Consider the following 22,000-nt stretch of genomic DNA (forward strand, 5'->3'; position numbering starts at 1 on the left):
AGCTTACTAGTCGAGCATTCCTGGGCCGAAAATTGAAGGGAATAAGCTTAACACCGAAGCTGCGGATTCAGCAATGAATGGTAGGAGAGCGTTCCATAATTAGGATTGAAGGCAGACCGTAAGGACTGCTGGACAATATGGAAGTGATTATGCCGGAACGAGTAACGATAAAATGAGTGAAAATCTCATTCGCCGAAAACCTAAGGTTTCCTGGGGAAGGCAAATCCGCCCAGGGTTAGTCGGTACCTAAGGCGAGGCCGAAAGGCGTAGTCGATGGATAACAGGTTAATATTCCTGTACCACTTATGTAGCAATGGGTTCGCCTGTGAGCAACGGGGGGACGAAGGAGGCTAGGTTAACCTCGTGGATGGTCGAGCGGGGCCAAGCAAGTAGGGAGAGATTCTAGGAAAATCCGGAATCTTGTTAATCCTGAGATGCGATGGGGGACAATAGTCTGTAGTAACCGATGCCATGCTTCCAAGAAAAGCCTCGTAAGCGAGTTATATAAGTGACCGTACTAAAACTGACACAGGTAGGTGAGGAGAGAATCCTAAGGCGCTCGAGATAACCTCTGTTAAGGAACTCGGCAAATTGACCCCGTAACTTTGGGAGAAGGGGTACCCCTGATGGTGAAAGATGTACATCTGGAGCTTTTGGGGGGCGCAGTGAAAAGGCCCGGGCGACTGTTTACTAAAAACACAGGTCTCTGCTAAGACTTAAAGTCGATGTATAGAGACTGACGCCTGCTCAGTGCCGGAAGGTTAAAGGGAGGGGTTAGCTTTTGCGAAGCTCTGAACTAAAGCCCCGGTTAACGGCGGCCGTAACTATGACGGTCCTAAGGTAGCGAAGTTCCTTGTCGGGTAAGTTCCGACCTGCACGAATGGCGTAACGACTTGGGCACTGTCTCAACAGAGGACTCGGTGAAACTGTAGTAGCGGTGAAGATGCCGCTTACCCGCAGCAAGACGGAAAGACCCCGTGAACCTTTACTGCAGCATGGTATTGGGTTTTGGTATAGCTTGTGTAGGATAGGTGGGAGGCTTTGAGATGGAGACGCAAGTCTTTGTGGAGCCGCAAGTGAAATACCACCCTTGTTATACTAGAATTCTAACTGGTGTCCGTAGATCCGGTACCAGAACAGTGCTTTGTGGGCAGTTTGGCTGGGGCGGTCTCCTCCTAAAAGGTAACGGAGGAGTTCAAAGCTACTCTCAATACGGTTGGCAATCGTATGTAGAGCGTAAAGGTAGAAGAGTAGTTGACTGCGAGACATATAAGTCGAGCAGGTGTGAAAGCAGGACTTAGTGATCCGGTGGTCCCGAGTGGAAGGGCCATCGCTCAACAGATAAAAGGTACTCCGGGGATAACAGGCTTATCGCCTCCAAGAGTTCATATCGACGAGGCGGTTTGGCACCTCGATGTCGGCTCATCGCATCCTGGGGCTGAAGAAGGTCCCAAGGGTTTGGCTGTTCGCCAATTAAAGCGGTACGCGAGCTGGGTTTAGACCGTCGTGAGACAGGTCGGTCCCTATCTGCTGTGGGTGTAGGAGATTTGAGAAGGTTTGCCCTTAGTACGAGAGGATTGGGGCGGACGAACCTATGGTGTTCCAGTTGTCACGCCAGTGGCATAGCTGGGTAGCTACGTTCGGAAAGGATAAGCGCTGAAAGCATATAAGCGCGAAGCCTTCTTCAAGACGAGATCTCCCCGAAGGGTCCAGGAAGACTACCTGGTTGATAGGCTGGATGTGTAAGTATAGCGATATACTCAGCTAACCAGTACTAATATCCCGTTCGACTTATCTCTCTATACTCCTCTTTGCTTCTTTGTTCCTCTTTTCTTTCTCCTCTCTTGATTTGTCAAGACATGTTAAAATTTTATATTCGGCGGTCATAGTGAAAAGGTCACACCCGTTCCCTTCCCGAACACGGCCGTTAAGCTTTTCACGCTGATGGTATTGCCTCACGGTGAGAGAGTAAGTCGCCGCCGGATTCGATTTACTAAAACCCTGATAGAGTTTATTCTCTGTTAGGGTTTTTTTTATGCACACTTCTATAATCCAAATCTCCTGTTTTATTCCTCGAATCCTCTAACTTTATCCTAAAAAAGCTAATATTTTGTTACGCTGCCACCAGAATTGAGTCTTCTGTGGAATTAGTATTTCGTATAACAACATATCTAATATAGATAGATGAAAATGGGTAGAAGTTAGTTCTATATCAAAAAAACTAACGCTTCATTAGCTATTGCTGACACGAGAATTGAGTCTGATCGAAAATTGAGTCTGACACCAAAAAAAACCGAAATTAAGGATCTGTTTTTTCAGAATTGAGTCCGACACGACAATTACACGAGAATTGAGTCTGAAAAAATGAAATTGGCAACGAGAATTGAGTCCGACATGAGAATTGGGTCCGGCATGAAGAATTCTGAGCCTGACACGAATTCTGAGCCTGACACGGATTCTGAGTCTGACACGAATTCTGAGTCTGACACGAATTCTGAGTCTGACACGAATTCTGAGCCTGACACGAATTCTGAGTCTTGAGTCTGACACGAATTCTGAACACGAATTCTGAGTCTGACACGAATTCTGAGGCTGACACGAATTCTGAGTCTGACACGAATTCTGAGGCTGACACGAATTCTGAGTCTGACACGAATTCTGAGGCTGACACGAATTCTGAGTCTGACACGAATTCTGAGTCTAACACGAATTCTGAGTCTGACACGAATTCTGAGTCTGACACGAATTCTGAGTCCGGTTTGATTTCCAATGTGCGAACTTTGTTCATCTCCTACAGCTCGAGCTAGTAACACTGAAGAATTCTGAGCCTGACACGAATTCTGAACACGAATTCTGAGTCTGACACTAATGCCATTCAGTTAAGCTAAGGTTTTTCAGTACTAATCCCTTGAATAATAAGGACTTTGTACTCGTTACGATGCTTAGTAAGTAAAGTAAATCTCTTCATTCGTTGTTTAATCCGACGAGGTTCTACACGCATAGTAGTACGGACAGGTAAAAGCTTTTTTGAAATATCCAAAATAAGTGCTTTAAACAAAAAGTTTTGCGCCGCGATAGAACTAGATCTCATCTGCTCAAGGAAAGAAAGAATTGAGTATTGAGAATGCCTAAAACTAACTAAATAAAGAATATGGTTGTGTGCAACAGCAGTATGAAAAACAACAAGACGGATAAGGTTGTAGGCTAAAACATAGGCATAGATTTCTTTATACAATATATCAGGCGTTTTGCCTTTTAGTTTTTCCATGCACATATTAGTTTTCAAAGTACGTAGATAAAGCTCTGCATTCCATCGAAGAAAGTACAACTGCGCAATATCTCCAAAAGTATATGCGTCAAAATCAAGTAGAGAAGTGACTATGATAAACTCTTTGGAACGAAAGCCAGGAGTATTAACTTTGTACTGAACAAGGCGAACTTCCATTGATTCAGGAATTAAATATGGCATTTCAACCCAATCAGGTAGTCTCTTAGGGCGATGCCATTTTTTTATTTCTTGTTTTTCAACAATATAAGTAGTATTTGCTAAGCGAGTATTGGCTTTACCTCTAACACGAAAAACAAAATGAATTGAGTCCGGCATGAAGAATTCTGAGCCTGACACGAATTCTGAGTCTGACACGAATTCTGAGTCTGACACGAATTCTGAGTCTGACACGAATTCTGATAATCCAAATCTCCTGTTTTATTCCTCGAATCCTCTAACTTTATCCCAAAAAAGCTAATATTTTGTTATGCTGCCACCAGAATTGAGTCTTCTGTCGAATTAGTATTTCGTATGACAACATATCTAATCTTAAGTCTATATTTTATATATAGATAGATGAAAATGGGTAGAAGTTAGTTCTATATCAAAAAAACTAATGCTTCATTAGCTATTGCTGACACGAGAATTGAGTCTGACACGAATTCAGAGTCTGACACGAATTCTGAGTCTGACACGAATTCAGAGTCTGACACGAATTCAGAGTCTGACACGAATTCTGAGTCTGACACGAATTCTGAGTCTGACACGAATTCAGAGTCTAACACGAATTCTGAGTCTGACACTAATTCTCTGGTTTAATTTCCAATGTGTGAACTTTGTTCATCTCCTACAGCTCGAGCTAGTAACACTAATTCTCTGGTTTAATTTCCAATGTGTGAACTTTGTTCATCTCCTACAGCTCGAGCTAGTAACACTAATTCTCTGGTTTGATTTCCAATGTGTGAACTTTGTTCATCTCCTACAGCTCGAGCTAGTAATACTTTTGCTGATGATCCAGGAAGAGAAACAACTACCCAGCGTTTATCTTGGACTTTCAAATTAACCAACCAAATTGCCAAATTGAGTCTTACACTAATTCTCTAATTCTGAGTCTCACTGAGACCGAAATGATGAAGCTTTTGTTTTAAGCTTCATCATTTCTTAATAAAGTTTATGCTGAAGCAAATTTTGATGATAAGAATTTCGTTTTCCGTGGTAGTGTCAAAAATACTGTTTTTCAAAAAGAGGCTGATGACCTCCGTTTTTTCCATCGACAAAAATATGTTAATAATTATTATAAAAGTATTATTAATTTCGAGGAAGGTGATGAAGTTTTACAAATTGGCCACATCAGTTTATTTGAGGGAGCTAAATATTTTTTGAAGAGAGCTTTATCTATCAATACTATAGAGCGTCAAATTCAGGATGCAATGGCTTTGGCAAATCTTTCTGATGCAAAGGGAAAATTTTAAAGTACTTATCGTTTTTACAATTTCTTATCTCAGTTGCAATTAAGACGACTTTTGAGCGTATTTTTATGTGAGTGCAAAAATGCATTACCAGTATGCACTGCGTAAAGAAGATTACTTCTCTAATCGTCGCGACCGAATATTTAAGTATTTCTTGAAAAAGAAATCGTAGTTGTTTGGCTATGATCGTTATTATGGCTAAGATCATGGGCATAGTTATGAATTTTTCAGCACTATTTTAATTGGTGGCAAGTTTTACAAAATAAAGAAGTGTTTGTTAAATTTTTGAGATGTTTGACAATTTCTCTTGTAATTCGAGATGTATTTCAGCAAAATATGGCTTTTACAGGAATTCCATATCCTAACTCCTACGGAGAAATCACAATGTTAGCAGAAAAAATTCTTGTTGTTGAAGATGAGGCAGATATTTTAGAGCTGATTACTTATAATTTAACAAAGAACGGTTTTGAAGTAAAGGCAGTTAACTCAGGTGAACAAGCTCTTAAAATTGCTCGTGATGGTTGGCCTGATCTTGTCGTTCTCGATTTAATGTTACCAGGAGTAGAAGGTTTGGATGTATGTCGCTTGATGAAGGGGGATTCTAAAACAAAGTCTATCCCCATTGTGATTGTTACTGCAAAAGCCGAAGAGACCGATATCGTGACTGGCTTAGAGTTAGGAGCTGACGATTACATTACAAAACCATTTAGTCCTCGTGTTCTTGTCGCTAGGGTAAAGACTGTTCTAAGGCGGCACCAGTCAGAAAATGAGAGAAAAAGTGAAGTGTTGATAGTCCAAGAAATTGCAATTCATCCTGGACGTTATGAAGTGTTTATTAATAACAAGTTAGTGGATTTAACTCTCACAGAATTTCGCATATTACACTTTTTGGCAAGTCATCCTGGTTGGGTATATACTCGTAATCAAATTTTAGATGCTGCGAAAGGAGAAGACTATATCGTTACTGATAGATCTGTCGACGTTCAAATTGCGAGTCTAAGAAAAAAGTTAGGTTCTGCAAGTAAATATATAGAGACTGTTCGTGGAATTGGTTATCGTTTAAAAGAGTTGTCATGAGGAGGCTCATTTGGCAAATATACCCCTCTTATTTATTCATCATCCTGTTGTCTATTTTTGGTGTTATGTCTTATATTTCGTATTCTTTTCATTGGTTTTATCAGAATAAATATGCTGAAGATTTAGCTACAAACGCAAAAATTATTCAACCACAAGTACGTACTTATTTGAAAGAACCGAAAACACTCCAAGCCATTTGCCGTGAATTGCGAGATAGTATACCAATTCGCATTACAATTATTGGCATTAATGGTAAAGTACTCGCTGATACAGAAGGAGATGTTGCTAATTTTGAAGATCATATAGATCGCGAAGAGATTAAAATAGCGCTGAAAACAAAAAAGAGTGGAACGGCAATACGGTATAGTCAAACATTGCAAAAAAAAATGATGTACACTGTTATTCCCGTATTTAAAGAAGGTAAAGTGGAGGCATTTATTCGTGCTTCGATTTCAACATCAGATGTAGATAACGTTCTTGGTACTTTATTTTTTAGAATTAGTGTGGCTGTGATGTTGTGCTCTTTTTTTGCGATTATTATTAGTATTATTGTCGCTAAAAGAATTAGTAAGCCACTTGAACAGCTCGAAGAGGGCGCAGAAAAACTTGCTGAAGGAAAGCTTTCTACACGATTACCTGTATCTAAGTTTAAGGAAATTGGTTCTTTAGCAAAAACAATGAACAAAATGGCAATGCAGCTGGAGCATAAAATTCAACAAGTTGTGGAACAAGGAAATGAGCATGAAGCTGTACTTGCAAGTATGGATGAAGGAGTTGTTGCTATTGATAATAATTTGTGCATTATAAATATGAATCGCACAGCACAAAAACTTTTACAATTAAAACAACGCCCAAAAAAGGGACAGAGTTTAGGTAAAATAGTACAATATGAAGAGCTAAAAGAATTGGTGAATCAAGTAACTACTGGTATTACAAATGTTGAGAAAGATATTGTTTTTAGTAGCAAAAATGGGAAAATTATACAGACTCGAGGAATTATTTTACAAAATCCAGTAAACGATATTATTGGCGTCCTTATTGTTATGAATGATGTTACTCGTTTACGAAAATTAGAGCAAATGCGCCGCGAATTTGTCGCTAATGTATCTCATGAGTTAAGGACACCTATTACTTCGATCAAGGGCTTTGTAGAAACACTGCTCGAAAATGAAATTGAAGACGAAGAGCAGGTTCAACATTTTTTAAAAATTATTGCGCGTCAGTCAGATAGGCTTCATTTTATTATAGAGGATATTTTAACTCTTTCGCGTATTGAGCAGGGAGTAGAAATAGAAGAAATAGCCCTGTTTTTATTTTCCATTGAAGAAGTACTAAAAAATGCGATTCAAATGTGCGAAGTAAGAGCAAAAGAAAAAAATATTAATATTGAACTACATAGTGTTGAAAACAAAATCGAAGCGAATATTAATCCTGAGTTATTAGAGCAAGCGATAGTGAATTTAATTGATAACGCTATCAAGTATAGTCCCAAAAACTGTGTTATCAAAATCTTTGCTCAAAAAAAAGAAAAGTATGTACTCATTCGGGTTGTCGACCAAGGACGAGGTATTCCCCCTGAACATATTCCACGGTTATTTGAACGTTTTTATCGCGTAGACAAAGCTCGTAGTAGAGAATTAGGTGGAACTGGACTGGGTTTGGCAATTGTAAAGCATATCGTTATTGCTCATAAAGGAGAAATCCAAGTAGAGAGTGAAATTGATCAAGGGAGCATTTTCTCAATAAAACTTTTTCGCAAATTAAAATAGGTTTATAAAAAGCTTAAACCTATTTGAGCACAGAATAAACCAAGTATAATTCCAACACAAATATCACTTGGATAATGAACACCAAGATACACACGTGAAAAGCCGATAGCACTTGCCCATAAAAAGCCAGGAATTAAAAAAATAGGGAACAAGTGGGAAAGAATACTCCAAACAAGAAAGGCAGAAGCCGTGTGTCCAGAGGGAAAGCTAAAACGATCTGGCGGAGCGACTAAAAATTTTATAGTTGTAATTTTTTCAAAAGGACGTAAACGCTTTACCAAAGATTTGATAGCTTTATAAACGGGCAATTCTATACAAAAAGCTATCAAACTAGCAGTAAAAAAAGCTTGTCCAACAACAGAATCAAATAACCAAAGGCTGATGGTCAAAAGAATATATAAAGGTCCATCACCACTTTTGCTAACTAAGGAAAAAAAGACATCACTAAACTCTTGTCCACGCAAAGTATACACTTGATTTACTACAATTGTGTCTATTTTAACTACATTATCAATTAGTGTTTTCACAATTGATCCTTACATTGAGGTAAAAAATTAGGAATATATTTTTGGTATTTCATTTCCTATTATGAGCTAAAATTATGCGAAACAATTAACATATGTATTACGTTTTTGTTAATTTTGTAATTTTTTCTAAGAGTTTGACATTCCACTCAGAATTGATTTTAACATTAGAATTAGCAATTGTTGTTTAGATTTTTTCATAAAGTTCGATATTCTCGCTTGAAGGTAAAATTATATTTTTTTTGAAATGGAACCCTAATTTATTTAACAATATAATAGATTTGTGGTTATGTTTCTTGGTAATTGCTTGTAGCGTTTTTATTTTGTGAATATTGATGGCGTATTCTATTACTGCAAATGCTGCTTCGTAAGCATATCCTTGTTTTCTAAATGAAGGAATAAAAGCGAAGCCTAAATCAGGTTGTTGTAAATAATTCCTTTTTAAGAGTCCGCAGATGCCTATTGGAATTTGTTGATCTTTGTGTAGTACTAAAAAATAGCCAAATTTGTGTTGCTCATAACTTTGAGTTCCCGCCTTTGTAATAAAATCTTTTGCGCATTGAAGTGTTTTTTTATTTGAACTAATGAATTTTTCCCACTCTGGATCATTCATCAATTGTAAGATAAAATCTGCGTTGCTCAATGTCATTTTTTTGAGTAATAAGCGTTTGCTTTCAATCATATATTCTTCCTTTAGTTCACTTTTTGCTATGTTTTAATGATATTAAAATCTAAATAGTAGGGCGTGTCATCATTCAAAATATTGTGTTTTTTCGAGCCCGAGCCCATTTCCGAAACTTTCACTAACAATTTATCAAAGAAGCAAAGTTTCTTTTTCCATCGCAAAAAACTAGTATTGAACCAATAAATCACTTTCTGTCGCTCTCAAAAAGTTTTCGGGCGCGGGCTCGGGCTCAATACTACTGGCGTATCATTAAATGAATCCGTTATATTTTTATCTGTATTGAATGATGACACGCCCTAATGTTTGATTATTTATACGCAAAAGTGTATTTAATTTTGTATTGAGTGCGTCGGTGTTATAGCTTTTATGTAGTGAGAGTTATTTTAGAGAGTAGCATGGTACTTTGAAAGTACAAAGTTGTACTTTGCAATTGAAAAGTAGCAAAGCTAATTTTTAAAATAACCAAATTCTGAGAAAGGCAAATGTTGAAGCTCTTTAATTTTAGAAAGTCTTGCGAATGGTTTATAAAAAACAAAATTTTGATTGCCTAGAATGTGATAGTGTATACAAAGGATGTGCTTTTTATTTAGAGTATGAAATAAAAGATCTCGAGAATAGTTTTTTTGATAATTGTACTTTTCGCAGTGAACAGGCAATATTTATTGATATATATAATTGTAAGTTTACTAATTGCAATTTTAATTTTGTGCGTTTGGATGGGCGTGTATACGATGTTGAATTTAATGGCGGACATATTGCTAAATTAGATTTGAGCGGAGCTTTTTCGATAGAGAGTCAATTTAAAGATATTGCTAAACTAGCTAAAATCGATACTTTGTTGCTAAGTAATGGTACTTTTGGTAATAGAGGGCTAGAACATATTGGTCCCCTTGATTCATTACAGTGTTTGGACCTTTCTTTTTCATCTGTTGACGACCAGGGGCTACCGCATATTTTACCTTTGGTTTATTTACGAAAACTGAATCTTGCTTATACAACAATAACGAATTTAGGGTTAAAAATTGTTGCACAAATGAAAAACCTTTATAGTCTTGATTTAGGAAAAACGCGTATTAATGATGCTGGAATAAAATATTTATCGTCTTTAGAGAATTTAGTTGAACTTGATTTACAAGAAACAAATATTAGCAATTTTGTTTGGGAACAATTACACTCATTTCGAAATTTAAGGCGTTTGTGTTTAAAAAAGACTCGCATAGATAGTTTGCAGTCTATAACTAACTTTCAGTATTTACAACATCTCGATTTAGAAGAGACAAACGTTGGTGATGATGAAATTCCCTATCTAGCAGAGCTACCTAATTTAAAAAGTATAAATTTAAATGGTACTTATATTTCTCACGACTGTTTACGTTGCCTGATTGCGAGTACTTTACCAGATTGTAAAATCAAAGCCTTTGCTACAGAGTTTTAATTATTTTACTGTAAATTCGACAGTAACAGGTGCCAATGAAATACCTTCCTCACTACTAAAGCCATTAGCGTTATAAGCGTTTAATGAGAATTGATATACTTTACCGCTTTCTAATTTTACTGGCATAGTAAATATTGTTTTTGTTTGGTTATTTAATCACGATATGAAAAGGAGAGGTTTTAGTGTTAAAAAAAGACGAAACCCAATCAATATGACCATGTTTATTAATCATTTGTTCTAAGTGCTTTATTCCTTGCGAATATAGTTGTTGGTGATATACGAGAATCTACTTTGATAATGTACCTATCTATTATTTGTAGCAAATTAGTTTAAGGAATAGCAAAACTATTTCATTGTTATTTATATAAATGCAATTTGATAATTTGAATTGCGAAACATACAAAGTTTTTAGGGCATGTCGATGTTCGTTTTCTTTGTAATTTAACCTTAAGAGTTAGTTTAGTTACTTTTCAATTGCAGAGCATAATTTTGTGTTCCAAAGTACCTTGCTTTCTAAAATAGCCTGATTATATAGAATTTATATGTCGACATGTGTTAGTTGAAAAGAGGTATATAATGTTGGATTTTACTCATTGGGAAAATGTTTTTTGTGAGTATTTACTAAAAAATATGTCAATGGATAGTGCTCACGACCTAGCGCATATTCGCCGTGTTGTAAATAATGCAAAAAGAATTGCTGACGAAGAGAAAGCGAATTTAGAAGTTATAATACCTGCGGCGTGGTTACATGATTGTGTTGTTGTGCCCAAAGATTCTCCAGATCGAAATAAAGCTTCGGTTATGGCTGCAAAAGAAGCTGGCCGTTTTCTAAAAGAAATAGAATATCCACATAGTGATTTATCTGTCATTGAACACGCGATAGCTGCCCATAGTTTTTCTGCAAATATCACAGCTGAAACACTTGAAGCGAAGATTGTACAAGACGCTGATCGAATTGATGCACTGGGGGCTATTGGAACTGTGAGATGTCTTGTTACAGGAGTAGCTTTACAATTAGATCTATATAGTTCTAATGATCCTTTTTGCCAAACAAGAGAAGCAAACGATCGTAAGTATACAATTGATCATTTTTATTGTAAGTTACTCAAACTGCATGAACAAATGAATACTGAGACTGGACGTAAGATGGCCAAAAAACGTAGTGACTTTATGAAGATTTTCTTAGCGCAGCTTGAAAGCGAGATTTGTGATTAGGCTTTAGCTCTAACAAGATTATATACCTTTCCCAGCAGTTAAATAAAAACTTATAGGATCGAAGTGTTAAACATAACATGGGTTTTAGTAGTCCCCTACTACTTTTCCCATGTGTACTCATTGTTAGCATCTTTTGTTAAGTGAGTCGCAAAAAGTTTTTGAGCACGTTTCAAGTCAGCGTAGAATTTGAGTGTCAGAGCAAGGAGAGCCTGAGAGACACATAACTGTATCTATCTAACCGAAGGCTCAACGCCGCTATGATACTCAAAGGCAAGCTGCGTGTTCTTAAAAACTTTTTGCGACTTGCTTAAAAGCGCGATTTTTAGAAATGAATTTTGGAGTTGGGATGAGTAGAAGAATAGTAAAAAGTATGTCATTAAAAGAAGTAGAGGCAAATACTAAATATATAGGATGTACGTTTTATTTAGATTGTGTTGATGGCGAAGATTTTGTAAGAACAGAGTTTGACAACTGTTCATTTCGCGGGTGGTTTAGTGATTGGGGACGAGATGAATATGGATTGTGGATGGCTTTTACTTATAAAAATGTACGACAAGTGATGCGTTGGATAAGGCCAGGAATATTCATGATGGGATCTCCAGAAACAGAAGAAAATCGACCTGAAAATGAAGTACAACACCAAGTGACACTAAGCGAAGGATTTTGGTTAGCAGAAACAGCATGTACTCAAGAATTGTGGGAAGCGGTGATGGGGAATAATCCAAGCGAATTTGAAGGAGATAAGAATCCTGTAGAGAAAGTAAGTTGGAATGATTGTAATACGTTTATTAAGAAACTAAATAAGGAGGTATTAGAATTGAAATTGTGTTTACCAACAGAGGCACAGTGGGAGTATGCATGTCGTGCAGGAACGACAACGCCATTTAGTTTTGGCGAAAGTATTACAACAAGCCAAGTGAATCATGGGCAAGAAGCGACAGTAGAAGTAAAGTCGTTTAGGTGTAATAGATGGGGGTTGTACGAGATGCATGGAAATGTGTTTGAATGGTGTAGTGATTGGTATGATCTTTCGATAACAGACTCCGTTAAAACAGGTACATTTAGAGTTGTACGCGGTGGTAATTTTAGGTTTAAGTCTCGCTTCGTTCGTTCTGCGTTTCGCTACAGATATAAACCTGACTTCTACTACGATGGCCTTGGTTTTCGTTTTTGCTTGAGGTCACAAAATAAAGTAGTGGAGTTGTTGGAATAGAATTAAAAGGAGATCAAGCACTATTTTAGAAATGAATTTTGGAGTTTGAGATGAGTAAAAGAATAGTAAAAAGTATGTCATTAAAAAAAGTAGAGACGAACACTAAATATATGGGATGCACGTTTTATCTAGATTGTGTTGATGGCGAAGATTTTAGAGAAGCAGAGTTTGATAATTGTTCATTTCGTGGGTGGTTTAGTGACTGGGGGCGAGATGAATATGGGTTGTGGATGGCGTTTACTTATAAAAATGTACGACAAGTGATGCGTTGGATAAAGCCAGGAACGTTTATGATGGGATCTCCAGAAACAGAAGAAAATCGATCTGAAGATGAAGTACAACATCAAGTGACAATAAGCAAAGGATTTTGGTTAGCAGAAACAGCATGTACTCAAGAATTGTGGAAAGCAGTGATGGAAAATAATCCAAGTAAGTTTAAAGGTGATAAGAATCCCGTGGAGAAGGTAAGTTGGAATGATTGCAATGTGTTCATTAATAAATTAAACAAGGAGGTACTCAAGTTGAAACTGTGCTTACCAACGGAGGCGCAGTGGGAGTATGCATGTCGTGCAGGAACGACGACGGCATTTAGTTTTGGTGAAAGTGTTACAACAAATCAAGTGAATTATTATCGAGAATCAACAGTAGAAGTAAAATCGTTTCAGTGTAATAATTGGGGATTGTATGATATGCACGGGAATGTATTGGAATGGTGTAGAGACTGGTATGATAAGTATGATGTTTCGATAACAACAGACCCTGTTAGAACAATTAGTCGCAAGGTTCGGGTCGCGCGTGGTGGTAATTTCAGGTACGATTCGTCTAGGCTCGTACGCTCTGCATATCGGGACAGATTCTTACCTGACATTGGTATCGAGAGCATTGGTTTTCGTTTTTGCTTGAAGTTATGAGTTCTTTCAACGATCTTCTGTACGATGTTTAAGAACAACAAGAGAATAATCAACATCTCTACTACGGGTATCAGAGCAAAAAAAAAGTGGTGTCAGAGCAAAAAAAAAGTGGTGTCAGAGCAAAAAAAAAGTGGTGTCAGAGCAAAAAAAAAGTGGTGTCAGAGCAAAAAAAAAGTGGTGTCAGAGCAAAAAAAAAGTGGTGTCAGAGCAAAAAAAAAGTGGTGTCAGAGCAAAAAAAAGTAGTGGTTTTATCTGCATGAAAAAATGAATATTTAAACTAGGCGCAAGGGGATAAAAAACGTAGTGGCTTTATGAATATTTTCTTAGCGCAGTTTGAAAGTGAGATTTGTGATTAGAGCCTCGGTTCTAAGAAGATTACGCACTAGAAGCTAAGTGAAAGCTTATAAGAAGTAAGCTAACATAGCATGGGTTTTGGTAGTTTCTACTACTTTTCCCATGTGCACTTATTGTTAGTATATTTGTTAAAATTTTGAACATACTTTTCGCGCACTTTTTTCTGTTCAGCACTAAAGCAAGCATGTGTAACTTGAAAATCATGCCAAATTATTCCTGTTTACAACTATCGATGATTTTAGAAATGAATTTGGAGTTGAGATGAGTAAAAAAATAGTAAAAAGTAAGTCGTTAAAAGAAGTAGAGGTGAACACGAAATACGTGAGATGCACGTTTTATTTAGATTGTGTTGATGGCGAAGATTTTACAGGGACAGAGTTTGATAATTGTTCGTTTCGCGGATGGTTTAGCGATTGGGGGCGAGATGAATATGGGTTATGGATGGCATTTACTTATGAAAACGTACGACAAGTGATGCGTTGGATAAGGCCAGGAACTTTTATGATGGGATCTCCGGAAACAGAAAAAAATCGATGTGGAAATGAAGTACAACACCAAGTAACAATTAGCAAAGGATTTTGGCTAGCAGAAACAGCATGTACTCAAGAATTGTGGCAAGTGGTAATGGAAAATAATCCGAGTAAGTTGAAAAGTGATAAGAATCCCGTGGAGAAGATAAGTTGGAATGATTGCAATGCGTTTATTAAGAAACTAAATGAGGATATTCTAGAATTGAAATTGAGTTTGCCAACAGAGGCACAGTGGGAATATGCATGTCGTTCAGGAACAACGACTGCGTTTAGTTTTGGTGAAAGCATTACAACAAACCAAGTGAATTATGCTGGAGGAGCGACGGTAGAAGTAAAATCGTTTCGGTGCAATAATTGGGGGTTGTATGAGATGCATGGGAATGTATTTGAATGGTGCAGAGATTGGTATGATAGATATAATATTTCGATAACGACAGATCCTGCCGGAGCTGCTAGTGGTATGAACCGGGTCATACGCGGTGGTGGTTTCAGGTTCAGGTTTATGAACGTGCGCTCTGCGTTTCGTCGTAGGAGTAGTCCTAACAATCGCTTTGACTACATTGGTTTTCGTTTTTGCCAAGAATAAAGCAGAGGATGTGAGGAAATGAAAAATAGGTGTCAGAGCAAAAGAAATAGGTATCGATTTTAAAGACCGATACCTATTTCTTTATCTGTTTTTTGAGTGTGCTATATGTGTTTTGCACAAAGCTCTGATACTAGTTTATTGCAAGCGTCTTCCTTTGGTGTTGTCATATTTTTGTTTTGCAAGATCTTCTTCCATCGTTTCTAGAACTTTATCCATAGTTTCCCAAAATTCTACTTTAATCTCATTTTCTTCCCACTTACTTCTAAGAGCTACTTCACTAATGTGTTCTTGGTACTTATTGATGATGTGTAGCACTTTGCTTTTTGCCAGTCTAAATTCTTTTTTCTTTAGTTTGGCTTGTTTTTTCAGTTCTTTATTCATCTCTTTTTTGAAATTTGACCAGACGCCGTTTATATTTTGTACTACTCTAGAGTTTGTTGACTCAATTAACTGTTTAATTGTTCCGTCGTCGATAACTCTTGGGTATTTTTTCTTTTTCCAAATTTTCCAACCAGCTATTGATGAAGAAGATATATTTATAGCTTTTTTCTTTACATAAACTTTCCAGATTTTTTTGATGTCTTTTAATTCTTTTTTGTAACCACTGTCTTTGTCTAGTTTCTCGAGGTCAACTTTTTTGATCGCATTTATGTAGTTAAGATTTTCAATAGCACGTTGGTCAATACAATATGCGCGAAAGGCTGAATAAATAGGATCTTTTTTACTTTTTGCAATCAATTTTTTCCAGGTCATTTTTTTCGGAACTTTGAAATCCTCATCGTCGTCATCGTCATAATCTTTGAGTTCTTTGGCTTGAACTTTTTTGAGATTATCTAAAGCTGGTCCTAAATTACTATTGAAGACAAAAAGATCATTAAAATCTCCGAATAAATTGAGAGTTGTTTTTTCTACCTCAGTGTATTCACCCTGAGTATTTTTGTACTCTTGTTCTGCTTTTTTTTTCGCATTTTGCCATTTTTTTCTGAACTCACTGTCTTTTGCATATGTAAGTGGTAGTGCAAATATCATTATTAATAGTATGAATTTTTTCATAATCCCAATCCTATCTTTTGTTTTATAATTTACGTTTTTTATAAGCCTATTTTACCGTTTTTCTTTATGCACTCTTTAGGCATTTTACTTTGCCAATTACATGTATAACAATACTTATTTTATTCTTCTTGGTATTTATATCTAGCCAAAAAAGTAATAGTGCTTTATTATTGGTAAAACCTAAGGCACATTTTATGCCAATGAATACATTTTTGGTTTTTTCTTATAGATTAAGCGGTCGTAGGCCTTATATATAAAGGCTAATAATTTTATTTTTTAAAAAAACACCCAAAACTTTAACTATGTGATTACTAGTAAAGTTGTTTCTTTTTTGATAAAGTTTATCAATTGTTGATAATATTTATCAATGGTAATTTCTGAGAGAGCATAATTAAATCAGTAAGGATTCTCTATTGAAAGTAAAAAGTAATAGAAAGAAAAAACTACAAAAATTATTTTTGATTGTAGGTGGATTTGTTATTGGTTTTGTATTTATGGAATTAATCTTACGTGTTTATCATCCGTTTGAGATGCGTTTGAAGGGAGAGAAGATAGTGCTCCCTATTTTGCGTAAATATAAAATTCATAATAAAACAATACCTAAGTTGAGTGAAAATATTACTCATAGCAAAAATATTCTTGGGTTTAGAGGCGATTCACCACCGAAAGATTTTAAAAAATATGAAAGTATTATTACTATTGGTGGTAGTACCACAGAGTGCTTTTATTTATCAGACAATGAAACATGGTCTGCATTGTTAGAGAAAAAATTAAAAAATGACTATAAAAATATTTGGCTGAATAATGCTGGTTTAGACGGCCATTCTACTTTTGGACATATTATTCTATTGCGAGATTATATTGCAAAAATGCGCCCCAAAATAGTTATATTTTTGGTAGGAGCAAATGATATTGGCCGTAGTGATCTTGCCTCTTATGATAAATCTATGCAAAAAAACTTAAACTCTTATTGGTTGATAGAAAGTAGTGAAGTGTTGTCGTTAGCATTGAATTTATATCGAGTTTGGCGTGCAAATAATTTTGGTGTAGCACATCAAAATGACGTTTTCGCAGAACGACCTAGATTAGAGCTTTCCACTTCTGTTGTTAATGCTTCAATAAAGAAACATGAACTATTGCTTGATGGTTACGCTAATAGATTACAAAAGATTGTTGATTTGTGTCGCGAATATGGAATCAAGCCTATTTTTGTTACCCAACCTACAGTGTGGGGAAATGAACAATTGCAAAATGTCCAAGTGTCGAAAAACGTGAATGGGCGCTTATGGCAGCGTATCGTAAGTCTTTATAATGCTCAAGTTCTTGAAGTTGCTAATAAGAATGATGTTAAATTGGTAGATTTAGCGCGGTTAATGAGAAAAGATTTAGACTATTTTTATGATACGTGGCATTTTTCCAAAAAGGGCGCTAGAGCTGTTGCTGATATTATTTATTCTCATATTGTTAGTGATGTAAAATAAGTGACCTAACAGTAGATCACTTATTTTAATAACGTTGAGCGGTTTTAGAAAAGTATAGTACTTAGTTGTCCTGAAAATTATGACCTTCTAGAGTAATTATATGATTTCTAATAACATCAGGTATTTGTGTTTTGCAGTTTTTAGTGTAGTTGTAATAAACAACTAAACCTGTTCCCTTTGCCGCTACTTTTTGAACTTTGTTACTAAATACTATGTACTCCATAGCAAAGCGATCTTTTTTCATTTGAGTAACGCGAGCACCTACAGAGATATTATCTGGATAAGTAAGTGGCATACGAAAGCGGCAATTGGTTTCTGCAAGTATAGGGCCTAGTTTTGTTTGCTGCATATGTTCGGTAATGGATGTTTTCTCGAAATAAGCGATTCTGGCATTTTCAAAATAGCGAAAATACATAATATTATTTACATGTTGAAATGCGTCCATATCTCCCCAGGCAATGGGAAAATCTATTACTACTGAGAAATTCTCCATATGTTGTTGTTTATTTGCCATAGTTTATATTCTTTCTATGATAGCAGCCATACCTTGTCCTACTCCTACGCACATTGTACATAGAGCGTATTTTTTTTGTGTTTGTTGCAACTCAAGCATTGCTGTTTGTACAAGTCTTGCTCCTGACATACCAAGTGGATGTCCTATGGCGATAGCACCACCATTAGGATTAACACGCGGGTCATCATCTTTGAGTCCTAATTCGCGTAAGCAAGCGATGCTTTGCACGGCAAAAGCTTCGTTGAGTTCGATGAGATCTATCTCTTCAAGAGTTAGGCCACTTTTCTTTAATACGGCTTGCACAGCGGTGACAGGACCAATTCCCATAAAACTTGGTTCCACACCAACGACAGCCGAAGCAACGAATTTGGCTTTAGCGCTTAAAGAGTATTTCTCTACTGCTTGCTGCGAGGCAATTAGTATTGAGCAGGCACCGTCATTAATTCCTGAAGCGTTACCAGCAGTTACCGAACCTTTACCATCTTTGCGAAATGCTGGACGTAGTTTCCCCAGTTTTTCAAGTGTGGTTTGCGGTTTGATAAATTCATCGCAATCAAATATAATCGGGTCGGCTTTTCTCTGTGGAATAGACACGGGAATAACTTCTTGTTGTAGTCGCTTTTTTTCTAAAGCAGTAGTTGCTTTCATTTGCGAATGGTGAGCAAAGGCATCTTGGTCTTCGCGCGATATAGAGTATTTTTCCGCTAGGTTCTCAGCGGTTTTTCCCATGCCTTCAACTCCATGCAGTTCTGCTAACTTAGGATTAGAAAAACGCCAACCAATGCTTGTATCGTACATTTCGCTTTGCCTTGCAAACGCTGTTGATGATTTTGCCAAGACAAATGGAGCGCGTGTCATATGCTCGGCACCACCAGCAATTATGAGATGTGCTTCTTGTAAACGAATTGCGCGCGAAGCTTGGACAACAGAGCTAAGGCCTGACGCGCAAAGTCTATTTACCGTTTCACCAGGCACTGTTACAGGTAAGCCAGCTAAAAGAAGAGCCATGCGCGCAATATTGCGGTTATCTTCTCCTGCTTGGTTTGCGCATCCAAAAATAACATCGTTTATTGCATCGAGGGGAACAGTTTTGTTGCGCTTAAGTAGTTCTTTAATTGTCAAAGCAGCTAAATCATCCACGCGAATAGTGGAGAGTGAACCACAATATTTACCAATAGGAGTGCGAATAGCATCTATGATATAGGCTTCATTCATGGTTGTCCCTTTAGTGTTGTTTTTTGGTTTTATATACTGTGCCTCTAAACAAGGCAACGACTTGTTCTTTTTGATTGCTTACTTCTACATTGTAAACGGCAATAGCCTTGTTATCGCTCTTTTGAATTGCTTTTGCAGTGAGTATGTCATCGATGTACACTGCGAAAGGGTATGATATACTATTGTCTATACTAACAGTAATGTTACCGTGGGTATTACTTGCAAATGCCAAGGCACTATCTGCAAAAGAATAAGTAATACCTCCATGGCAAGTACCAAAGCCATTTACCATATCACTACGTATTTGCATTTTGATTATAACACTGTTTGGCTTTACTTCAATAACTTCAATACCAAGCCACTGACTAAAAGCATCTTTTTCCATCATTTTTTGTACGATATCTTGCGGAGCTTTTTGAGTCATTTTTTACCAATCAAATGTGAATTTTGTGAAATTTAGCTATTTTATTGGCAGGTTGTTTATTTTGAGATACAATTATGTAGGAGTGTCTCTAAGTGGTCAATCAATAGTCTTTATTCGTTTTGATGTTGAAATTTTGCAGTAAGTCACTTACATGTACCTAAATCACAACGCTGCGCCAAGGATTTTAGCAAAACATATTAGTAGATACAATTTATAAATTTTGCTCGCGTATTTTAAGCTAGGGATGTCACAAAAATGGATATACATGGTATTTTATTTGTCGAGTTGAAGAAATATTTGAATGCCAAATTTGGTAGTGATACATGGGGAAATTTACTGCAAAACGTAAGCTTAGATTACGATACTTTTAAATCGCCACAGCTTTATCCATACGAGGATTTGTTGAGTATTATTCAGTCCGCTTGCGAAATGATTGGGCTTTCTCAAGAGTTTATTTTTGAAGATTTTGGAGAATATATTGGTCTAAAATTTGTCGATATATTTTGGTATGCGGTAAATCCAAATTGGAAAACTCTAGATACTCTCGAACACTCTTTAGAAATAGTTACGATAATCACTACGTGGAGCAATTATAATTTTGAAATGAATTGCGAACGAATTGCAGATAATGAGGTCTGTATTGCGTGCGAGGTTATTCCTGAGGTTCGCTCGATGTTAAAAGGAAGCATTAAAGGCATTGCTCGTTATTATCACGAACAAGTTGAAGTCGCGGTAAATTGTATTTCTGGAGAAAATTGGGCGTTTTCAGTTACCCTTATTTCGCAAATGTCGCTTGAATTTATAGAAAAACAGTCACTAATTTTAGATCAACTTATTGAAAGCGTAGACAATTCAACGGAAGAAATTTCGCTATCGCAGTTAGATTTTGACAGTGATTTGGTTACCGCCTATGACCCCGCGACAAAAGTGGCTACTGTTGTTGTTCCTAAAAAAAGTGTTTATTTCCCTGGATATGAAATTATCAAGGAAATAGGGGCTGGGGGGATGGGAGTTGTGTATAAAGCAAAACAACACAGTTTAGATCGCTTTGTGGCAATTAAAATGATCGTACCTTCTCTAAGTAGTGACGAAATATTTGTTAAGCGTTTGCAAACAGAAGCAAAGGTAATGGCGCAGCTACAGCATGCAAATATTGTTTCAGCGATTGATTTTGGCTTTCAAAATGATTCATATTACATTGTAATGGAGTATGTTGAGGGCCAGTCATTACAACAAAAAATCAAGCAAAATGGAGCGCTTTCGGAAAAGAAAGTTCTAAAGCTAGGTTTAGCGATTGCTAATGCACTTGAATGTTTAGACGAAAATGAACTTGTGCACCGCGATATTAATCCGAGCAATATTCTCATAGATAAAAATAATATTCCGAAATTAACTGATTTAGGTTTAGTGAAAAGCTCTGAATTTGAAGATGAACTAGGGGCGTCAAGTGATATGTGGGTAGGAACCCCTCAGTATATGTCTGCGGAACAGATTCAATCAGAGCAGGATCTTGATATACGTTCAGATGTATATTCTTTGGGGGCAAGTCTTTATTATGCCGCTACTGGAAAACATCGTTTTCGCGCAGCTTCCTCTATTGCTGTTGTTTATCATCAAATGTTACTTGAACCACCCCTTCTCGAACAAGATATGGCAACATTTTCTCCAAATCTAGGGGAAATTTTGTATAAAATGTTAGAACACAAACCCAAAAATCGTTATCAAAACCCTGAGGAACTTGTTAGTGATCTTAAGGCAGCGCTTAGTGGTACTACGAAGAAGATCAAAAAACGCACGCCAAAGAAATCAAAAAGAAATAGTGTCAAGCGCTTGTCTAAGATCCACTGTGTTCGTGGCAATGAATTTTTTCATCAGCGTAATATTGAAGAGGCCCTTGATTGTTATAGCCAAGCACTAGAAATAGACCCCGAATTAGCCGTTGCTTATCACAATCGTGGAAAAGTTTATCATCATTGTAACAAGATAACTGAAGCCATTGTTGACTACAGTGAAGCAATACACTGCAATCCCCGTTTAGCAAAAGCATATAAAAATAGAGCTGTTGCTTTTTTTCAAACCAAAAATTATCAAACAGCAGTCTCTGATTTCCGCAAATATCTAGAGTTAAAACCCAACGCTCTTGACATACAAAAAATCAAAAAATACTTACGTCAATGTTCTAAAGCTCTTAACCGCAGTTCCAAGAGACAAAAAATGGAATACGAGAGCCAAGATTAGGGACCGATAACTTTTGATTTTGTCGCGAAATTTTCTCTT

Annotated in this window: 18 protein-coding genes and 2 rRNA genes (1 of these 20 cut by a window edge); 12 read left to right on the plus strand and 8 right to left on the minus strand. The window is 36.7% G+C overall.

What is annotated here, in order from left to right; genetic code table 11:
- Both UABHE_RS00150 and rrf read left to right on the plus strand, forming a co-directional pair.
- Positions 1 to 1,799 (plus strand): 23S ribosomal RNA (locus UABHE_RS00150); it begins 1,247 nt to the left of the window's first position.
- Positions 1,800 to 1,875: 76 nt separating this feature from the next.
- Positions 1,876 to 1,985 (plus strand): 5S ribosomal RNA (gene rrf / locus UABHE_RS00155).
- Between the two features lie 899 nt (positions 1,986 to 2,884).
- Here rrf and UABHE_RS00160 read toward each other — a convergent pair.
- The gene (locus tag UABHE_RS00160; protein ID WP_372368081.1) at positions 2,885 to 3,604 is read right to left on the minus strand and encodes a transposase; all 720 of its coding nucleotides are present in this window, start codon (positions 3,602 to 3,604) and stop codon (positions 2,885 to 2,887) included.
- Positions 3,605 to 4,149: 545 nt separating this feature from the next.
- Positions 4,150 to 4,335 (minus strand): hypothetical protein, encoded by a 186-nt coding sequence (locus tag UABHE_RS00165; RefSeq protein WP_372368082.1) that lies wholly within the window; start codon positions 4,333 to 4,335, stop codon positions 4,150 to 4,152.
- Positions 4,336 to 5,031: 696 nt separating this feature from the next.
- On the opposite strand from UABHE_RS00165, the gene UABHE_RS00170 reads away from it, so the two are divergent.
- Both UABHE_RS00170 and UABHE_RS00175 read left to right on the plus strand, forming a co-directional pair.
- A complete protein-coding gene (locus UABHE_RS00170; protein ID WP_372368084.1) occupies positions 5,032 to 5,814 on the plus strand; it encodes a response regulator in 783 nt (260 codons plus the stop codon).
- Positions 5,811 to 7,583, plus strand: a complete 1,773-nt coding sequence (locus tag UABHE_RS00175) for an ATP-binding protein (protein WP_372368085.1) — start codon at positions 5,811 to 5,813, stop codon at positions 7,581 to 7,583. Before UABHE_RS00170 ends, UABHE_RS00175 begins: the two co-directional genes overlap by 4 nt.
- Positions 7,584 to 7,585: 2 nt before the next feature.
- On the opposite strand, the gene UABHE_RS00180 is transcribed toward UABHE_RS00175, so the two are convergent.
- Positions 7,586 to 8,110, minus strand: coding sequence for a phosphatase PAP2 family protein (locus tag UABHE_RS00180; protein WP_372368087.1), 525 nt, complete (start codon positions 8,108 to 8,110; stop codon positions 7,586 to 7,588).
- A gap of 184 nt (positions 8,111 to 8,294) precedes the next feature.
- A complete protein-coding gene (locus UABHE_RS00185) occupies positions 8,295 to 8,789 on the minus strand; it encodes a GNAT family N-acetyltransferase (RefSeq protein ID WP_372368089.1) in 495 nt (164 codons plus the stop codon).
- Between the two features lie 520 nt (positions 8,790 to 9,309).
- Between UABHE_RS00185 and UABHE_RS00190 the strand changes: the two genes are divergently transcribed.
- The 6 genes from UABHE_RS00190 (at position 9,310) to UABHE_RS00215 (ending at position 15,036) form a co-directional block, all read left to right on the plus strand.
- Complete coding sequence (locus UABHE_RS00190) at positions 9,310 to 10,227, plus strand: leucine-rich repeat domain-containing protein (protein ID WP_372368090.1); 918 nt, start codon at positions 9,310 to 9,312, stop codon at positions 10,225 to 10,227.
- Positions 10,228 to 10,803: 576 nt separating this feature from the next.
- Positions 10,804 to 11,442, plus strand: coding sequence for an HD domain-containing protein (locus tag UABHE_RS00195; protein ID WP_372368091.1), 639 nt, complete (start codon positions 10,804 to 10,806; stop codon positions 11,440 to 11,442).
- Between the two features lie 346 nt (positions 11,443 to 11,788).
- Complete coding sequence (locus tag UABHE_RS00200; RefSeq protein ID WP_372368092.1) at positions 11,789 to 12,655, plus strand: formylglycine-generating enzyme family protein; 867 nt, start codon at positions 11,789 to 11,791, stop codon at positions 12,653 to 12,655.
- 50 nt (positions 12,656 to 12,705) lie between these two features.
- Positions 12,706 to 13,566, plus strand: a complete 861-nt coding sequence (locus UABHE_RS00205; RefSeq protein WP_372368093.1) for a formylglycine-generating enzyme family protein — start codon at positions 12,706 to 12,708, stop codon at positions 13,564 to 13,566.
- Between the two features lie 89 nt (positions 13,567 to 13,655).
- Complete coding sequence (locus tag UABHE_RS00210) at positions 13,656 to 13,826, plus strand: hypothetical protein (RefSeq protein WP_372368095.1); 171 nt, start codon at positions 13,656 to 13,658, stop codon at positions 13,824 to 13,826.
- 355 nt (positions 13,827 to 14,181) lie between these two features.
- Positions 14,182 to 15,036 (plus strand): formylglycine-generating enzyme family protein, encoded by an 855-nt coding sequence (locus tag UABHE_RS00215; RefSeq protein ID WP_372368096.1) that lies wholly within the window; start codon positions 14,182 to 14,184, stop codon positions 15,034 to 15,036.
- Between the two features lie 135 nt (positions 15,037 to 15,171).
- On the opposite strand, the gene UABHE_RS00220 is transcribed toward UABHE_RS00215, so the two are convergent.
- A complete protein-coding gene (locus tag UABHE_RS00220) occupies positions 15,172 to 16,089 on the minus strand; it encodes a hypothetical protein (RefSeq protein ID WP_372368098.1) in 918 nt (305 codons plus the stop codon).
- A 413-nt stretch (positions 16,090 to 16,502) separates the two neighbouring features.
- On the opposite strand from UABHE_RS00220, the gene UABHE_RS00225 reads away from it, so the two are divergent.
- A complete protein-coding gene (locus tag UABHE_RS00225; RefSeq protein WP_372368099.1) occupies positions 16,503 to 17,570 on the plus strand; it encodes an SGNH/GDSL hydrolase family protein in 1,068 nt (355 codons plus the stop codon).
- A gap of 61 nt (positions 17,571 to 17,631) precedes the next feature.
- Here the strand turns inward: UABHE_RS00225 and UABHE_RS00230 are convergent, their stop codons facing one another.
- Genes UABHE_RS00230 through UABHE_RS00240 form a run of 3 tightly spaced genes read right to left on the minus strand, consistent with a single transcriptional unit; the run spans position 17,632 to position 19,723 of the window.
- Entirely contained in the window at positions 17,632 to 18,084 is a 453-nt protein-coding gene (locus tag UABHE_RS00230; protein WP_372368101.1) for an acyl-CoA thioesterase, read from the minus strand.
- Positions 18,085 to 18,087: 3 nt separating this feature from the next.
- Positions 18,088 to 19,299, minus strand: coding sequence for a 3-oxoadipyl-CoA thiolase (gene pcaF, locus UABHE_RS00235; RefSeq protein ID WP_372368103.1), 1,212 nt, complete (start codon positions 19,297 to 19,299; stop codon positions 18,088 to 18,090).
- Positions 19,300 to 19,309: 10 nt separating this feature from the next.
- Positions 19,310 to 19,723 (minus strand): hotdog fold thioesterase, encoded by a 414-nt coding sequence (locus tag UABHE_RS00240; protein WP_372368104.1) that lies wholly within the window; start codon positions 19,721 to 19,723, stop codon positions 19,310 to 19,312.
- Between the two features lie 255 nt (positions 19,724 to 19,978).
- Here UABHE_RS00240 and UABHE_RS00245 point away from each other — a divergent pair, with 255 nt between their 5' ends.
- Complete coding sequence (locus UABHE_RS00245; protein ID WP_372368105.1) at positions 19,979 to 21,961, plus strand: protein kinase; 1,983 nt, start codon at positions 19,979 to 19,981, stop codon at positions 21,959 to 21,961.
- Positions 21,962 to 22,000 lie beyond the last annotated feature (39 nt).

Source organism: Candidatus Uabimicrobium helgolandensis, from assembly GCF_041508025.1.
Lineage (GTDB): Bacteria > Planctomycetota > Uabimicrobiia > Uabimicrobiales > Uabimicrobiaceae > Uabimicrobium > Uabimicrobium helgolandensis.